The following is a 16,113-nucleotide window of genomic DNA, read 5'->3' on the forward strand; positions in this document are numbered from 1 at the left end:
GTCCCACGCCATGTTAGTGGCCCGGGAGAGCCGGTTACGCGCTCTTTGGGAGTGTCCGTCCCATAGCTCTTCAGGACTGTCCGTCCCACCGCGCGACGCGCATGTCCGCCCGCGCTCCCCGCAGCGGGGTCCCCTCCTGCCGCCAGTGGGCGAGACAGCGCTGCTCGTGACCGGGTGGCGGGGTGCCGTCGGCGTGCACGACGCGCCACCAGGGGACGCCTCCGCCCCAGCGGGACATCACCCTGCCCACCTGACGGGGGCCGCCCTCGCCGAGATACTCGGCGATGTCGCCGTAGGACATCACCTTGCCGGACGGGATGCGCTCGACCAGATCGAGCACCGCCTCGGCGTAGGGGTTCGGGTGGCCTTCCGGTTCCGGGCGCGGCATGCGGCGGATCCGGGCGCTACACGGTCCAGGCGGCCGGGCCGGCCGCGAGGATCTCGTCCAGTTTCCCGAACTCGTAGGCCGTCGAGCCGTTGAGCTGCTCGACGACGCCGTCGCGGATCGCGTAGGACTCGCCGTCCTCGCCGACCAGGTGTGCCCCGAGCAGGCCGGAGACCCGCGCCAGCTGGGCCACCTGCCAGTCGGACCCGGGCGCGCCGATCAGCGTGCCGTTCCAGGAGGCGACCGCGTGGACCGCGTCTCCGTGGCGCGCGAGGACCTCGCCCTCCTCCTGCGAACCGCGGAACTCGAACCCCGCCCGCCCCAGCACGTTCGCCAGTTCCGCGAACGAGAGAGGCGCCGGACGCTCCACCCGCAACTCGTACCCCATGAGGCGCGACCCTAGCGAACCTTCACCACCGTCCGGACCGGGAAAGGCGACATCGGCCGGACCGCGTCCGAACAGTGTCCAAAACGCAGTCGAACCGCGTCAAAGACGGTTCCCGGATCCGGCTTTCCGGGTGAGGACCACCACGGTCCCGGTGAACGCGAGCACGCCCGCGGCCAGACCGGCGCCGTACAGCCACAGGCGGACCGGTTCGGGACCGGGCCGGTCCGGCTCCTCGGGCAGCGGTCCCCCGCCGAACCGGCGGCCCTCGGCCACCGGGACCGGGGCCGCGGCGGCCAGCAGCTCCCCCGCCCTGCCGAGCGCCGCCGCGGCGTCCACCACGCCGAAGCCGATGTGGTCGTCGTATCCGTCCACGGGGGTGAGCCGGGCGGTGGAGGTGAGGGCCCGCGAGACCAGATGTGGCGGAATATCCGGATATTTCGCTTTGATGAGTGCGGCGACGCCCGCCACGAGCGCGGTCGCCGAGCTCGTCCCGTCCGACAGCCCGTACCCCCCGCCGGGGAGCACCACCGGGACGTCCACCCCGGGCGCCGAGACCAGGACCGACAGGTTGTCGCTGCTGAACGGGGCGGGCCTGCCCTCGCGATCGGACGCCCCCACGCCGATGACCCCGGAGTACCCGGCGGGGAAGTTCCAGAAGGAGGTGGCGTTGGTGACGGCGTACTCGCTCTCGCCGCCGTTGCCCGCCGCCGCGACCAGCACCACGCCCTTGGCGAGCGCGCGGGAGACGGCCTCACGCTCGGCCCGGTTCGGGCCGTAGGCGCCCAGGGACATGCTGATCACCTGGGCCCCGTTGTCGACGGCGTGGTCGATCGCCCGGGCCACCGGGCTCTCCCTGCGCGTGCGCTGCTCGCTCTCCGGGGGGATCACGCCGTCCTCGTAGTCCTCGGCGAACCTCAGCGGCAGCGACAGGATCCGCGCCTCCGGCGCGATCCCGAGCAGGCCGCCGTCCCCCTTGCCGGCCCCCGCGATGAGCGCGGCCATCGCGGTGCCGTGCTGGCCGGCGGTGCTCTCCCGCCCGGCGTCGGCGGACCCCATGTCGGGCCCGACGGTGACCTTGCCGCGCAGCTCGGCGACGTCGTCGTCGACCCCGTCGTCCACCAGGGCGACGGTGACCCCGGCGCCCTTGGTGACCCGCCACGCCTCGGGCGCGTTCAGCGCCTCCAGCACCCATCGCTGGTCCTCGCGGATGTCGGCGGCGCCGGCCGGGGCGGCCACGGCCGCGCACAGCGCCGTCGAGATCGCGGCGAGCGCGACCGTCGCCCGGAACCGCCCCCGCCCCCGCCTCAGCACACGTTCCCCTGGGTGCAGCGCGGCACGGCGGGCTCGGCGCCCAGGGCGTGGGCGATGCGCCCGGCCACCGACTGGGCCGTCGGCCACAGCTCGCTGTGCGTGATCTCCTCGGGCGCGACCGCCGCGCGGGTACGGCCGTCGGCGTAGCCGGCGGTGGAGAAGACGATGTACGGCCCCACCCCGACCCAGGCGTTGCGCTGGCGCTGGGCGGCGCCGAACAGCTCACTGGCGGTCCCGGGGAAGGCGACCGGCCGGACCCCCACCCGGTCGTCCACCGCGAGCTGCCCGGCCGCGGCCCGCCGCTTCTCCGCGTCCTCCATGACCGCGACGCCCACGGTGACCACGAAGGTGGACGTCTCGTCCACGTAGGTGGCCCGCAGCAGGGTGCGGCAGCCGTTCTCGATGAGGACCGACCCGACCGCGGCGTCCGTGCCGGCCCGGCACGGCACCTCGGGTGCGATGCCGATCCGCTGGGCGTACTGCCGGGTCCGGGTGAGGCCGACGTACTCCAGCTCCTGTGGGAAGACCAGGGTCGTGGGCCAGGTGCGCCAGCGCCTGGCGACGTCCTGCTGGACGTAGCGGTTCTGCTCCTCGGCGGTCAGCGGGCGGGAGGCGGTCTCGCGCAGCAGCCCGACCGCGCCGGAGAGCACGGCGGTCGTGGCGACGGCCAGGATGATCCCGGTCAGCAGGAGGAAGGCCGTACGGTAGCGGACCCCCCGTTCGAGCGCGGCCGCCTCGGCGCGCTCGGCGGCCAGCCGGTCCCGTGCCGCCGCGGGCCAGGGACGGACCCGCCGCCTGGTCACGGGCGCCGCGGGCGGACGGCCCGCCGTCCCGCCGCCGGCCCCGCCGCCCGGCGTGCTCGAACCGGCCGCCCCCGAGCCCGGGCTCTCTCCCGGCGGCTCCTGAGACCCGTCCCGCCGCACCGCGTCGCGTCTCCTCCCGCCCCTCAGGGCGCGGGATCCGGCGGGCGGCCAGCCACCGCCGCGGGCATGCGACGAGGAGGGCTCAAGACGCCGTCGTGGCTCCTGGGACCTCCCCGGTTGCGACATACTTCGATGCTACGTCGCCGGACCGCGCCACCACAGCGCCGGAACGTGTCCGTTGCCTTACTTTCCGCTATCCCGTCCCGTTAGATCGCCGTCCGCGTCCGGACGGCGACCAGCACGACCGCCGCCAGGGACGCCAGGGCCCCGAGTCCGGCGGCCAGAGCCATCCCTCCGTAGAAGGTGATCCTGTCGCGGTCCCGGTGGATCATCCGCACCGGCTCGCCGGCCTGCCCCAGCGGCCTGGCGGGGTCCTGGACGCCTCGGCCCTCGGCGGTGTGGGTGTGGCCGGCGATCCTGGCGGCCTCGGCCAGCGCCCGGCCGGCGTTGACCACGCCGAAGCCCGTACCGGTGTCGTAGCCGCCGGCGGGCCGCCGCGTCGCCCCGGCGGTCAGCGCCTGGACGACCAGCGCGGACGTCATTTTCGGATATTTCGCCTTTATCAGGGCAGCTACCCCGGAGACCAGCGCGGCCGCCTGCGAGGTGCCGCGACCGACCCAGTACTCGTCGCCGGGACCCGCGCCGAGGATGTCCACCCCGGGCGCGGCCACCAGCACCGAGGGATTGGCGTTGGAGAACGACGCCCGGCGCAGCCCCCGGTCCGTCGCCGCCACCGAGACCACTCCCGGGAAGGCCGCCGGATAGGAGTAGGGGGCGTGCCCGCGCCGCCTGCCCTCCCCGTCGTTGCCCGCGGCCGCGACGAGCACCACCCCCTTGGATATCGCGTAGCGGATCGCCGCCCGCTCCTCCCGGGTCGCCAGTTCCTTGGAGATCGACATGTTGATCACGTCGGCGCCCTGGTCCACTGCGTACCTGATGCCCCTGGCCACCACGTTCTCGAACCGCTCGGCGGTGTTGAACTCCTGGAAACCGGCCTCCTCGTCCTCCAGGATCACCCGCACCGACAACACCCTCGCGCGGGGCGCGACCCCGATCACCCCGTCCCGTCCGCCCTCGCCGTGGCCGTGCCCGGCGATGAGCGAGGCCATGTAGGTGCCGTGCAGGCGCAGGGGCTCCGTACCCGGCGGGTTGGCGCCCGCCGTGAAGTCCTTTCCCTCGGTCACCGACCCGGCCAGGTCGCGGTGGCCCGGATCCACCCCGGAGTCCAGTACCGCCACGGTCACGCCCTCGCCTCGCGAGATCCGCCACGCCTGGGGCAGCCCCAGGGTCCGCAGCACCGCCTGCTGGCCGTCGCGCACCTCGTCGGCGTGGGCGGCCGGAACCGCGGGAGCCGTGCCCAGCAGCGCCGCGCCCAGCAGGAGGGACGGCACCGCCCGGCCCAGCACCGTCCGGCGCAGCACCGCCCGGCTCAACACCGCCACTCCCGCGAGGCGCAGTCGGGCGGGAGCGGAGCCGTCAGGCCCGCGAGGATCCGGTCGGCGATGTCGCCCGCGAAGGCGAACATGGTCGGCCGCTGCTCCCCGGCGGCCTTCGCCGGACGGCCGTCGACCTGGCCGGCGGTCACCATGACCAGGTACGGCCCGCTCTTGCGCGCCAGGCTCGTCTGCCGGCCCGCCGCGGTGAAGCGGTCGACGACCGTGCCGGGGAAGGACAACGCCCTCAGCCCCGGCGCGGGACGCCCGCCCCGGGGCAGCGCGGACATGGCCGCAGCACCGCCCGCCTCGTCCGGGAACGCCGCGACGCCGACGGTGATGACCACGCCCTGCAGCGCGTCGAGATAGGTCGCGCGCAGGATCGCCCGGCAGCCCGCCCGCCGCAGAGGTTCCCTCAGCGCGGCGTCCACGGCCCGGTCGCAGGCGGTCCGCGGCGAGATGCCCACTCGCCGGGCCTGCTCCATGCCGCCCTGCTCGGCGGCGTAGCGCACCGTCTCGGGGAAGACGCGTCCCGCCGGCCACGCCCGCCAGCGGCGGGCCACCTCCTCGGCGGCCGCCCTGCGCAGCTCCGCCGCGCTGGGACCGCGGGTGAGCTCGGCCCCCGCGACCCCCGCGGCGACCCCGGCCACACCCGCGCAGGCCAAGGTGAGCACCGAGGCCGCGACCAGCGCCGGCCACACCCGCCGGCGGCGGCCTGGCACGTCGTTCACGCCCCGACCTTAATCCGGGGCGGTGGATGCTACCCCCCGTTCCGCCTTTATCCGGACCCAGGAAAGTACTTGCCAAATCGGAAAGGAGAAAGTACTTTCCTTGATGGAAAGTAGATGAGAGGAGCCCCCGTGAACACCACCCCTCACGACGCCCACATCTCCCCCGAGGAGGCCGCCCGCACCCTGTCCGGGATCCGCGCCACGCAGGCCAGGGCCGTGCGCTCCACGCCCTGGTTCCCCGCCTGGTTCGTCGTCGGCATCGGCCTGTCCGTCACCTGCATCCTGGCCTCCTCCGATCCGGCCACCCCGGTCCCGCTGAGGGTCGCCGGGATCCTGCTGGCGGTCGCCGGGATCGCCGGCTGCTCCATCGCGCTCAGCCGCGGCGGCAGCATGCGCGCCCACAAGAGCGTCACCGACGCCGCGGGGCTCGTCGGCTACTTCGTCTGGGTCTTCGCGATCGCCGGCCTCACCGTGGCGTTCGCCCTGTTCCTCGCCTTCCGGGAGGTGCCGTTCGCCGCGGCCTGGGCCGGTCTGGCGATGACCGCGGTCATGGGGCTCACCGGTCCGCTCCTCGCCCGCTGGATCTCCCGCCGCAACGCGGCCAAGATCGAGAGGGGAGCGTGATGGAGCTCGACCCGGTCATCCACGCCCCCGTGCGCCTGCAGATCGTCGCCCTCCTGGCGGCGGCGGAGGAGGCCGAGTTCGGGTTCGTCCGCGACCAGGTCGGGGTGAGCGACTCGGTGCTCTCCAAGCACGCGAGCGCCCTGGAGACCGCGGGATACGTCAAGATCCGCAAGGGATACGTCGGCAAGCGGCCCCGGACCTGGCTCAAGCTCTCCGATCAGGGGCGCAGGGCCTACCTCGCCCACGTGGCGGCCCTGCAGGCCATCGTCGCCCGCTCCGGGCTCACCCTCACCCCGGAATGAACGACGCCCCGCGGAGCGGAGGGCTCCACGGGGCGTCGGCCGTACGGAGAACCGGGCGGACCGGCGGGCGGGTCAGTAGGTCGGCAGGCTCGGGTCGATCGTCTTGATCCAGCTCAGCACGCCGCCGCCCACGTGGACCGCGTCGGAGAAGCCGGCGTTCTTGACGATCGCCAGGCACTCGGCGGACCGGACGCCGGACTTGCAGTGCAGCACGATCTTCTTGTCCTGCGGGAGCTTCTCCAGCGCAGAGCCGTTGAGGAACTCACCCTTGGGGATGAGCACCGCACCGGGGATGGAGACGATCTCATACTCGTTCGGCTCGCGGACGTCGACCACGTAGATGTTCTCGCCCCGGTCCTGCCAGGACTTGAGCTCGGTCGCGGTGATCGTGGAGCCGGAGACCGCCTCCTGGGCCTCGGCGGAGACCGCGCCGCAGAACGCCTCGTAGTCCTCCAGGAGCTGGGTGACCGTCGGGTTCTTGCCGCAGAGCACGCACTCGGGGTCCTTGCGGACCTTGACCGAGCGGTAGTTCATCTCCAGGGCGTCATAGATCATCAGACGGCCGACCAGCGGCTCGCCGATGCCGGTGAGCAACTTGATGGCCTCGTTGACCTGGATCGAGCCGATCGACGCGCACAGCACGCCGAGCACGCCGCCCTCGGCGCAGGACGGGACCATGCCGGGGGGCGGGGGCTCCGGGTAGAGGCAGCGGTAGCAGGGGCCGTGCTCGGCCCAGAAGACGCTGGCCTGGCCGTCGAAGCGGTAGATCGAGCCCCAGACGTACGGCTTGCCGAGCAGGACCGCCGCGTCGTTCACCATGTAGCGGGTGGCGAAGTTGTCGGTGCCGTCGACGATCAGGTCGTACTGGGCGAAGATCTCCATGACGTTCTCGGTCGTCAGGATCTCGTTGTGGACCACCACGTCGATCAGGGGGTTGATCTCCCGGACCGAGGCCGCGGCGCTCTCCGCCTTGGGGCGGCCGACGTCGGACTGACCGTGGATGACCTGGCGCTGCAGGTTGGACTCGTCGACGACGTCGAAGTCGATCACGCCCAGGGTGCCCACGCCCGCGGCCGCCAGGTACAGCAGGGCGGGGGAACCCAGACCGCCGGCGCCCACACAGAGCACCTTGGCGTTCTTCAGGCGCTTCTGGCCGGCCATGCCGACATCGGGGATGATCAGGTGGCGCGAGTAACGGCGCACCTCGTCGACGGTCAGCTCGGCTGCCGGCTCTACCAGCGGTGGCAACGACACAGTTCTGCTCCCGTTTCAGGGGTCGTGAGTGGTGCGGCTAGCGCACCACTCACAACCTAGCCGGGGGCCGCCGTCATTCCCCAATCGTGACCGGCGCCGTCTCAGATATCAGACGCCGTGCCTCGCGGGCCACCCGCTTGGGCAGCTCCATCTGCGCCACGTGCCCGGCGTCGGGCAGCAGCACCAGCCGCACGTGCGGGAACGTCCGCCCCGCCCGGGCCGCCATGCGGTGGTTGACGAGCCGGTCACGGCGGCCGTGGATCACCAGCGTGGGCGCCTGGATCCGGGCCGCCTGCCGCCAGAGGCTGTCCTCTCCGCGCCGGAGGTACTCGGCGACGAGCCCGCGCGCCGAGTTGAGCAGTGCCGACCCCGCGTACGGCAGGGCGTCCCGGCGGCGCAGTTCCTCCACCGCCTCCCGCAGCCGCTCCGGGTGGACCCGGCCGACGTCGGCGTAGCACAGGCTCATCGTGGCGTTGAGCCTGCGCTCGGCGGGCAGCAGGCGCAGGCGGTCGAAGGCCCACTCCCCGAGGCCGGGCACCGCCGACAGGGCCACCCGCGCCGGGCCGTACCTCGGCGTCAGGTCGGGCAGGGCCGGGGAGACCAGGGTGAGCGAGCGGACCAGCTCGGGCCGGGTGGCGGCGAGCCGCACCGCGACCGCGCCGCCCAGGGAGTTGCCGAACAGGTGGACGGGCCGGTCGGCGACCTTCTCCACGAGCGCCGCCACGGTCCGGGCGTGGGCGGCGATGGAGTAGTCGCCGTCGGGCGGCTCCGGGGAGTGCCCCGCGCCGGGCAGATCGACCGCGTACCCGGTCGTCACGTCCGACAGCTCGCCCATCAGGTCGGTCCAGTTGGTGGCCGAGCCCGCGAGCCCGTGCACGTAGACCGCCGTCTCGGCCGGGCCGCGCGGCGTCGAGCGCACATGGACGCGGCGGTCTCCCAGCTCGACCAGCTCTCCCGGCCAGCACGGGATCGGATTGTCCCCCACGTGTCCTCCTGACGTTCACTCTCCGTCCCGACGTTATTCCACAAGAGCGATGCTGGAGAACCTAAGCGTTCGGCATAGAACCGAGCGTCGCCGCCCATTGCTCGCCGAACGGTGACATCCAGGACGGAGCAGACACCTCGTCGAGAAGGAGCTCCACCATGCGACTCAAGCGCTTCGCCGCCGCGCTCGCCACGACGGCCGTCGCCGCCGGCGGCACGGTCGTGACGGGCGCCGCCCTGGCGAGTCCGGCCGAGGCCGCCGGGCTGGGCTGCGTGTTCCTGGTCAAGCACCGCGCGCCGGTGAAGTCCAAGCCCGCGAAGAAGGGGAAGGTGGTCGACCGGCTCCGCAGGGGCGACCGGACCCTGGGCAGTTGCCGCCGGTACGGCCAGGAGAAGAACTGGCACCGGGTCGTGGGCACGCGCGACCTCACCAAGGGATACACGAGGCAGAAAAACCTACAGAAGCTCGGCACAACCGAGGATTTCGGCATTTAGCCACATAGCCAGGCAGTCACACCCTGCATCGCATCTCGGCCCGTTCATGCCGTGGAGTCCGATCAGACTCCACGGCATGTCCCTTTTGTCCGAAAAAGTGAAAAGGGCACGCCTATTAACGCTATGCATTTGGTATATGACGCTAAGTGCTCGTTTTTGTATCACGAATCCGGACATCAAGGCCGTAGTCACCGCATCGAGAGAGAAGGAGTGACTAATGATCTTTAAACGACTCGCTGGCGTCATGGTCGCCGCGGCCGTCGCGGGCGGCGGAACGATCGCCCTCAGCGCCGCCACCGCGACCGCCGCGGAGGCCGCGACCTGCGCCTACCGGGTGCGCAACGTCCCCGCCGGCAGCGTCCTCGCCGTGCGCGACATCCCGCGGGCGTACGGCACCGTCGTCGACTCTCTCCTGCCCAGTCAGATCACGTTCGGCAAGTGCGCCCTCCAGAGCAAGAACTTCCGCGGCGTCGTCGGCAGGAAGGGCGTCAGCGGCTACTCCCACAAGCGTTACCTGAAGAAGCTCTCACGGCTGTCCTGACAGCCCGAGCGGCCCTCGGACGGCCGGTGACACGACTCTCACACGGTGGGCTCGGCATGCCACATCCATTGGCGAACACATGAGCCCTGGGGAAAGACGCGTCCGACAACTTCCGCCTCCAAAGAATCGCATATGCCCTTTGTATGGCTATATGTCCGATTAAGGCGATGAGCTAGTCCGAATCGACTGCAAGGAAGTGACTGAAATGAAGTTCCAGCGCCTCGCAAGCGCCCTCGCGGCGACGATCGTCGCCGGTGGCGGTGGCCTGATCGCCCTCAGCGCCGCCACCGCGGCTCCGGCCAGCGCCGAGACCGCCTGCTTCTACAAGGTGCGCAACGTCTCGAGCGGCAGCTACCTCAACGTGCGCAGGGGTCCGGGTATCAAGGCCAACGGCAGGAAGTACAAGGTCATCGACGTTCTCTACCCGGGTCAGACGACCGTGGGGGCGTGCAGGCGCGCCACGGAGAACTGGCGGTCGGTGGTCGGCAACGCCGGGCGGCCGGGCTTCTCCCACAAGTACTACCTGAACAAGGGCCGGAAGTTCCAGTTCGAACCCTAAAAGATCACCTTGTCCATCAGGTGATCCCGTGCCGTGGCGCCCGCGAGGGCCCACGGCACGAGCACACCCGGCCCCGCCTTCCCCGACCCGCGCACTCCGGCCGCGGCCGGACGCTCCGCACGGGCACGCTCCCCGCCCCCCTCAAGCTCACGGACACCCCCTCAGGCCCCGGGACACTCCCCGCTCAGGCTCAGGGACGTTCCCCGTTCAGGCCAGGGGACGCTCCCTCCTCAAGCCGACTTGGGGGCCTTGCGCGGCTTGCGCTCAGATGTCCGCCGATCCCGCTTCGCGGCGTCCACACTGGCCCGCAACACGGCCATCAGGTCCGCCGACGGACCGCCCTCCGCGACCGGGGCCGCCGGCCGTACGACCTCGTGACCCGCCACCTTCGCCTCGATGACCTCCTGCAGCGCCTCCCGGTAGGCGTCCCGGTACGCGGCCGGGTCGAAGTCCTCACTCATGCTCTCGATGAGCGAGGCGGCCATCCTCGACTCCTGCGCCCGGATCTCCACGCTCTCCTCCAGGAACTCGAACGCCGCCTCGCGCACCTCGTCGGGCCAGAGCATGGTCTCCAGCACGAGCACGCCGTCCCGGACGCGCAGGGCCGCGAGCGACTCGCGCTGCCGGAGCGCCACCTTGGCGATCGCCACCCGCCCGGAGCGCTCAAGCGCGTCGCGGAGCAGCACGTACGGCTTGACCCCCATGGAGTCGGGCTCCACGTAGTAGGACTTGTTAAACAGGATCGGGTCGATCTGGTCGGCCGGGCTGAACTGGAGCACCTCGATCCGGTGCGCGGTCGTCAGCGGCAGGTCCTCAAGGTCGTCCGGGCCGAGCACCACCATCTCCCCGGCGGGCAGCTCGTAGCCCTTGGCGACGTGGGCGAAGGGCACTTCCTCCCCGCAGACCTCGCAGACCCGGCGGAACCTCACCCGGCCGCCGTCCTCCCGGTGCACCTGGTGGAAGGCGACGTTGCGCTGTTCCGTCGCGGTGTACAACTTGATCGGAATCGTGACGAGCCCGAATGACACCGCGCCGTTCCAGATGCTCCGCATGGCGCCTCCCCGGTCTCGGCTGCCTCTGAAGTTTTCCCATTAATTTTCGCGCACATGTTCGTAAATGTCGCCAGATGGAGGTAAACACTCACCGGCGGGGCACATACCCGCCACAGAAGATCCGATGCCCCGGCCCTGTTCGATCGGGCGGGGGCCGACAACGTACGCTGGGTGACGTCCAGTGTTCGTGAAGGGACGGAAGGACGGGCCGATGTCGGAGATGGACGTGAACGACGGCACCCTCGAAGAGATCGACGACAACCCTGCCGACGAGTTCGCCGGGGAGATCGACGTCGAGACCCCCGAGGCCGACGCGGCCGAACAGCACCGCGGCGTGCGCCCCGGGAACACCTCCTGGCCCGACCGGATCCCGTTCGACGCCGATCCCGCCGACGCCACCGACCAGAGCCGGGAGGTCGAGCTCGACGAGGACGACTATCGCTGACCTGGTTACCCGCGCGTAGGATGACCCGAGACATAGAGTGCCGGGCACTCATAGAGCATCCCGCAAGGAGACCGCCGTGACCGCTACCCCGGACGCCAAGCCCCGGGGCACCCGGCTACCCCGGATGGCCCGCCGCCGCCAGCTGCTCAGCGCGGCGCAGGAAGTGTTCGTGGAGAACGGCTACCACGCGGCCGCGATGGACGAGATCGCCGAGCGGGCCGGGGTCAGCAAGCCGGTGCTCTACCAGCACTTCCCCGGCAAGCAGGAGCTTTACCTGGCCCTGCTCGACCTGCACGTGGACGACATGATCGCCCGCTGCCGCGACGCCCTCGCCTCCACCACCGACAACAAGCAGCGCGTCCAGGCGGCCATCGGCGCCTTCTTCGACTTCGTCTCCGGCCAGGGCGAGGCGTTCCGGCTCGTCTTCGAGTCCGACCTGCGCAACGTCGCCCAGGTCCGCCAGCGCATCGAGCGCAACCTGCGGGAGAGCGCCGAGATGATCAGTCAGGTCATCCAGGAGGACACCGGCTGCTCCAGCGACGAGGCCCGCCTGCTCGGCGTCGGCCTGGTCGGCATGGCCGAGGTCAGCGCCCGCTACTGGATCAGCAGCACCGGCTCCATCCCCAAGGACGCCGCCACCCAGCTCATGGCACGCCTTGCCTGGCGCGGAATCTCGGGGTTCCCCCGTACGAGCTGATCGTTACTTCTGACGGTACGGGCACGCCACGGCGCTGTTCGCTTGACGCGATCAACCGGCGCGTCGGATCCCCGATGGAGCGACGATGGACGGGCAGCCCTCGTCGAAAGGGGACAGTATGGAAATCAAGATCGGGGTGCGTTCCGTGCACCGCGAGCTCGTGGTGGAGTCCGACCTCACGGCCGAGCAGGTGGAGCAGGAGCTGGGCAAGGCGCTCTCCGCTGATCGCGGCATCTTCGCCATCACCGACGTCAAGGGCCGCAGGATCCTCGTCCCGATGGCCTCCCTCGGCTTCATCGAGATCGGCGAAGAGGAGGCCCGGCCGGTCGGCTTCGGCGGCACGCTGTAGCCGCCCCTCCGGCGTCCTGCCTGACAAGGGGTGTCCCGTGAGTCCTCCATGACGAAGGTCCACAGGGCATCCCTGAAGGGGCGTCCTGTGGAACTTCGCCGTGGACAGGACCCGAGAAACACCCCTCCGGATCCGGGGGCGGCAGCCGGGTTCAGCCGCCCGGGCACTCCTCCCGCCCGGCGAACCCGCACCCGCGTGGGCGGCGGACATGACGGACGGCGGCATCCCGTCCTTGATCGGTGGCCGGGCAGTCCGCGCTCCCCCTCCGCAACACCGCGCGTGTGACCCAGCGATTCGGCCCACATCTCGTCAAGGAACTGCCGTAGCGGCGCGAGGCCCTCATGTCTCGCACGGTACAGCCCTTTGGCGCCTCCACGCCGCCCGATCAGCAGACCGGTTCGGGACGCGTTTCCCGGCACGCGCCGACGATCAGGGGCCCGGGGTCAGGCCCAGGGCCTCCATCCGCTTGCCGTGCGCCTCGGTCAGGCGGGTGAACATCCGGGTGATGTCCTCCCCCGCGGTGTTCACCAGCAGCGTCGCCAGCTCCGGCCGGGCGGCGGCCACGTGCTGCCCCTGGCTCAGCGCCTCGCCGACCATCCGCCTGGCCCACAGCGCCAGCCGGCCGCTCAGCTTCGGATCCTCCTTGAGCGCCGCGCCGACCCGCTCCACCGCGAACTCGGAGCGTCCTTCGTCGGCGAGCACCTCCTCGACCAGCTGCCGGGTCTCCTCGTCCACGTGGGCCGCCGCCTCACGATAGAAGTCGAGCGCGATCCCGGTGCCGACGTACGCCTTGACGAGGGCCTCCAGCCAGTCCCCCGGCCTGGTCTGCTCGTGCCAGTCGTCCAGCGGCTTCACGAACGGCGCCATCGCCTCCTCCGGGTCCACGCCGAGCGCGGCGAGCCGGTCGCGGAGGAGTCGGAAGTGCGTGTACTCCGTCGCCGCGAGGTCGCCGAGGGCGGCCCGGTCGTTGAGCGTGGGCGCGTGACGGGCGGCGTCCTCCGCCAACTGGAGGAAGGCGGTCAGCTCGGCATAGGCGAGGACACCGAGGAGGTCGGCGACGCCGGAAGATGAACCACTCATGAAGGCAGCTTACGAGCCAGGCCACCCACGAGGGAGCCCGAGCGCAGCGTCATCGTCAACCCGCGAGGGGGCGCCGGTGAACCAACGGAGGAGCGCCCGCAGCGAGGAACGAGCGAGGACGTGACGACGGAGGGAGCCGGTTACCAGCCCCCGAGCCGCGACGCGCCAGCGTCGCCATGGACACGCGAGGGGGCGCCGGTGAACCAACGGAGGAACGCCCGCAGCGAGGAACGAGCGAGGACGTGACGACGGAGGGAGCCGGTTACCAGCCCCCGAGCCGCGACGCGCCAGCGTCGCCATGGACACGGCCATCAACACAGACGACTCGCCCATTCATTGGGAATACCGAGAAATCGGTTCTCCGTTGTGGTATCGGGTACACTGCTCAGTGAAAGTGCGACCGCACTGTGTTAATCCGGGGGATCCCGCTCCCGGACGCCCCCCGAAGTCGGCGTGACGCCGCAGCGGTCGTTGATGAAATGAGAGGGCTGGCCCTTCCGAGAGGACCCGGCACGGGGAGACTTTTCAGCCCGTGGTCCCGGCAGGACTGCCTTCAACGGAGATTTTAGGCAGGCCAAGCTGACGACCTTCCGAGACCTCGGAGTCACCCCAGAGATCGCCGATGCTCTCGAGACCGAGGGCATCACCACGCCGTTCCCGATTCAGGAGATGGCACTCCCCCTGGCCCTCAGCGGCCAGGACATCATCGGCCAGGCGCGTACCGGCACCGGCAAGACCTACGCCTTCGGCGTGGCCATGCTCCAGCGTGTCGGTAAGCCCAGGAAGAACCGGAAGAAGCCGCGCGGGCTGGTCGTGGTGCCGACCCGCGAGCTGGCCCTCCAGGTCACCGAGGACCTGGTCACGGCCGCAGGCAAGCTCGGTTCCCGCATCCTCACGGTGTACGGCGGGCGCGCCTACGAGCCCCAGATCGAGGCGCTCAAGCAGGGCGTCGACGTCATCGTCGGCACCCCCGGCCGGCTGCTCGACCTGGTCAAGCAGAAGCACCTCGACCTCAGCCAGATCAACGTGCTCGTGCTGGACGAGGCCGACCGCATGCTCGACCTGGGCTTCCTGCCCGACATCGAGCGGATCATCAAGCTCGTCCCGGACGAGCGGCAGACCATGCTGTTCTCCGCGACCCTGCCGGGCGAGATCGTCGGGCTGTCCCGGCGTTACCTCAACCGCCCCACCCACGTGCGGGCCGAGACCAACGACGCCGAGGCCGAGGCGACCCCGCAGACCACGCAGTTCGTCTGGCGCACGCACCGGATGGACAAGATCGAGATCGTGGCCCGCCTCCTGCAGTGCGAGGGCCGCGGGCTCACGATGGTCTTCTGCGAGACCAAGCGCGCCTGCGACAAGGTCGTGGAGGAGCTCAAGGACCGCGGTTTCGCGGCTGCGGCCGTCCACGGAGACCTCGGCCAGGGCCAGCGCGAGCAGGCGCTGCGCGCCTTCCGCAACGGCAAGATCGACGTGCTCGTCGCGACCGACGTCGCGGCGCGCGGCATCGACATCGACGACGTCACCCACGTCGTCAACTACGACTGCCCGCAGGACGAGAAGACCTACGTGCACCGTATCGGCCGCACCGGCCGCGCGGGCCGTACGGGCGTCGCGGTGACCTTCGTGGAGTGGGAGGAGCTCACCCGCTGGAAGGTCATCAACAACGCGCTCTCGCTCGCTTTCGCCGACCCCGTCGAGACCTACTCGACCTCCCCGCACGTCTTCAGCGACCTGGGCATTCCCGAGGGCACCAAGGGCGTGCTGCCGCGCGCCAACCGGTCCCGGGCGGGCCTGGCCGCCGAGGAGATCGAGGACTTGGGGGAGACGGGCCGGATCCGTTCGCGCGGTCCCCGCAAGGGGCGGGACGAGGAACGGGAGGAGCGCCGCGAGCGCCCCGCCCGCACTCCTCGCGAGCGTCGCCGCACCCGCGGCGGGCGGAGTGCCGCCGAGGTCGTCCCGGAGGCCGCCGAGGCCCCCTTGGCCGAGGAGGCCGAGGAGATCGTCGAGGCCGTCCGGCCGGAGCGCCGCCGCGACCGCGTCGCCGACACGGCCCCGGCGCCCGCCGCGGAAGTCCAGAGCCCTGTCGTCGAACGCCCGGTGGAGGCGGACGTGGCACCGCGTAACGACCAGCCCGCGCCCCGGCGCGGCCGTACTCGCAAGGCCGGTCTCAACCCTGAGGTCAGCCTCGGCGAGCCGGTGGCCGAGACGACCCCCGAGCTCCCGGGTCTGGAGGTTCCGTTCCCGGACGACGCGCCGGTGGAGCCCGCGCCCCGGCCCCAGCCCGAGAAGATCATCCCGGCCAGCCCGTTCATGGTGATCTTCCAGTCCCCGGACCTGGCGACGGACGACGACGAGATCGCCCCCTCGGCGGCCTCCGAGCGCGCCCAGAGCCGCCGCCGCAGCCAGCCCAGGAGCGGCGGGGGCCAGCGGGGACCGCGCCGCGGCGGCCAGTCGTAGGACGACGGCCGCGGTGACGCGGAGGAGCACGGTACGGAAGGGACGCACCCCGCGGGGGGTGCGTCCCTTCGACTCTCTCCGGAGACACCGAGTCATACCG

At 71.4% G+C, this 16,113-nt stretch carries 19 protein-coding genes; 9 read left to right on the forward strand and 10 right to left on the reverse strand.

The window, feature by feature from the left end; genetic code table 11:
- Positions 1-70 precede the first annotated feature (70 nt).
- The 6 genes from IEZ08_RS12215 to IEZ08_RS12240 form a co-directional block, all read right to left on the reverse strand.
- Complete coding sequence (locus IEZ08_RS12215) at positions 71-388, reverse strand: MGMT family protein (RefSeq protein ID WP_068926935.1); 318 nt, start codon at positions 386-388, stop codon at positions 71-73.
- Between the two features lie 16 nt (positions 389-404).
- Positions 405-773 (reverse strand): hypothetical protein, encoded by a 369-nt coding sequence (locus tag IEZ08_RS12220; RefSeq protein ID WP_068926936.1) that lies wholly within the window; start codon positions 771-773, stop codon positions 405-407.
- 99 nt (positions 774-872) lie between these two features.
- Positions 873-2,084 (reverse strand): S8 family serine peptidase, encoded by a 1,212-nt coding sequence (locus tag IEZ08_RS12225; RefSeq protein WP_068926938.1) that lies wholly within the window; start codon positions 2,082-2,084, stop codon positions 873-875.
- On the reverse strand, positions 2,078-3,007 hold the full coding sequence (locus IEZ08_RS12230) for a hypothetical protein (protein ID WP_229803063.1): 930 nt from the start codon (positions 3,005-3,007) through the stop codon (positions 2,078-2,080). Before IEZ08_RS12230 ends, IEZ08_RS12225 begins: the two co-directional genes overlap by 7 nt.
- A 206-nt stretch (positions 3,008-3,213) precedes the next feature.
- Positions 3,214-4,443 (reverse strand): S8 family serine peptidase, encoded by a 1,230-nt coding sequence (locus tag IEZ08_RS12235; RefSeq protein ID WP_229803064.1) that lies wholly within the window; start codon positions 4,441-4,443, stop codon positions 3,214-3,216.
- Positions 4,437-5,171: a hypothetical protein gene (locus tag IEZ08_RS12240; RefSeq protein ID WP_229803065.1), complete on the reverse strand. Its 735-nt coding sequence runs from the start codon at positions 5,169-5,171 to the stop codon at positions 4,437-4,439. Before IEZ08_RS12240 ends, IEZ08_RS12235 begins: the two co-directional genes overlap by 7 nt.
- A gap of 129 nt (positions 5,172-5,300) precedes the next feature.
- On the opposite strand from IEZ08_RS12240, the gene IEZ08_RS12245 reads away from it, so the two are divergent.
- Together IEZ08_RS12245 and IEZ08_RS12250 are read left to right on the forward strand one after the other, a co-directional pair.
- Complete coding sequence (locus tag IEZ08_RS12245) at positions 5,301-5,795, forward strand: hypothetical protein (protein WP_068926944.1); 495 nt, start codon at positions 5,301-5,303, stop codon at positions 5,793-5,795.
- Positions 5,795-6,097: a transcriptional regulator gene (locus IEZ08_RS12250; protein ID WP_068926946.1), complete on the forward strand. Its 303-nt coding sequence runs from the start codon at positions 5,795-5,797 to the stop codon at positions 6,095-6,097. Before IEZ08_RS12245 ends, IEZ08_RS12250 begins: the two co-directional genes overlap by 1 nt.
- Positions 6,098-6,169: 72 nt before the next feature.
- On the opposite strand, the gene moeZ is transcribed toward IEZ08_RS12250, so the two are convergent.
- Both moeZ and IEZ08_RS12260 read right to left on the reverse strand, forming a co-directional pair.
- On the reverse strand, positions 6,170-7,351 hold the full coding sequence (gene moeZ, locus IEZ08_RS12255; protein WP_068926948.1) for an adenylyltransferase/sulfurtransferase MoeZ: 1,182 nt from the start codon (positions 7,349-7,351) through the stop codon (positions 6,170-6,172).
- Positions 7,352-7,424: 73 nt separating this feature from the next.
- Positions 7,425-8,336, reverse strand: coding sequence for an alpha/beta fold hydrolase (locus IEZ08_RS12260; RefSeq protein WP_068926950.1), 912 nt, complete (start codon positions 8,334-8,336; stop codon positions 7,425-7,427).
- Positions 8,337-8,494: 158 nt separating this feature from the next.
- Between IEZ08_RS12260 and IEZ08_RS12265 the strand changes: the two genes are divergently transcribed.
- The 3 genes from IEZ08_RS12265 (at position 8,495) to IEZ08_RS12275 (ending at position 9,930) form a co-directional block, all read left to right on the forward strand.
- Positions 8,495-8,830, forward strand: a complete 336-nt coding sequence (locus IEZ08_RS12265) for a hypothetical protein (RefSeq protein WP_068926952.1) — start codon at positions 8,495-8,497, stop codon at positions 8,828-8,830.
- A 217-nt stretch (positions 8,831-9,047) separates the two neighbouring features.
- On the forward strand, positions 9,048-9,371 hold the full coding sequence (locus tag IEZ08_RS12270) for a hypothetical protein (protein WP_141704245.1): 324 nt from the start codon (positions 9,048-9,050) through the stop codon (positions 9,369-9,371).
- Between the two features lie 205 nt (positions 9,372-9,576).
- Positions 9,577-9,930, forward strand: coding sequence for an SH3 domain-containing protein (locus tag IEZ08_RS12275; protein ID WP_068926956.1), 354 nt, complete (start codon positions 9,577-9,579; stop codon positions 9,928-9,930).
- A 230-nt stretch (positions 9,931-10,160) separates the two neighbouring features.
- On the opposite strand, the gene ku is transcribed toward IEZ08_RS12275, so the two are convergent.
- Positions 10,161-10,982, reverse strand: coding sequence for a non-homologous end joining protein Ku (ku, locus tag IEZ08_RS12280; protein WP_189242166.1), 822 nt, complete (start codon positions 10,980-10,982; stop codon positions 10,161-10,163).
- Between the two features lie 211 nt (positions 10,983-11,193).
- On the opposite strand from ku, the gene IEZ08_RS12285 reads away from it, so the two are divergent.
- The 3 genes from IEZ08_RS12285 to IEZ08_RS12295 all read left to right on the forward strand — a co-directional run bounded on the left by IEZ08_RS12285 (position 11,194) and on the right by IEZ08_RS12295 (position 12,473).
- The gene (locus IEZ08_RS12285) at positions 11,194-11,427 is read left to right on the forward strand and encodes an Rv3202a family protein (protein ID WP_068929174.1); all 234 of its coding nucleotides are present in this window, start codon (positions 11,194-11,196) and stop codon (positions 11,425-11,427) included.
- A 76-nt stretch (positions 11,428-11,503) separates the two neighbouring features.
- Positions 11,504-12,124, forward strand: coding sequence for a TetR/AcrR family transcriptional regulator (locus IEZ08_RS12290; protein WP_084780696.1), 621 nt, complete (start codon positions 11,504-11,506; stop codon positions 12,122-12,124).
- A 118-nt stretch (positions 12,125-12,242) separates the two neighbouring features.
- Complete coding sequence (locus tag IEZ08_RS12295) at positions 12,243-12,473, forward strand: DUF3107 domain-containing protein (protein ID WP_068926962.1); 231 nt, start codon at positions 12,243-12,245, stop codon at positions 12,471-12,473.
- A gap of 429 nt (positions 12,474-12,902) precedes the next feature.
- Here the strand turns inward: IEZ08_RS12295 and IEZ08_RS12300 are convergent, their stop codons facing one another.
- Entirely contained in the window at positions 12,903-13,553 is a 651-nt protein-coding gene (locus IEZ08_RS12300; protein ID WP_068926964.1) for a ferritin-like fold-containing protein, read from the reverse strand.
- 669 nt (positions 13,554-14,222) lie between these two features.
- Here IEZ08_RS12300 and IEZ08_RS12305 point away from each other — a divergent pair.
- A complete protein-coding gene (locus tag IEZ08_RS12305; protein ID WP_084780697.1) occupies positions 14,223-16,013 on the forward strand; it encodes a DEAD/DEAH box helicase in 1,791 nt (596 codons plus the stop codon).
- Positions 16,014-16,113: the final 100 nt, after the last annotated feature.

The organism is Planobispora rosea (genome assembly GCF_014648175.1).
In the GTDB taxonomy this organism is placed as follows: domain Bacteria; phylum Actinomycetota; class Actinomycetes; order Streptosporangiales; family Streptosporangiaceae; genus Planobispora; species Planobispora rosea.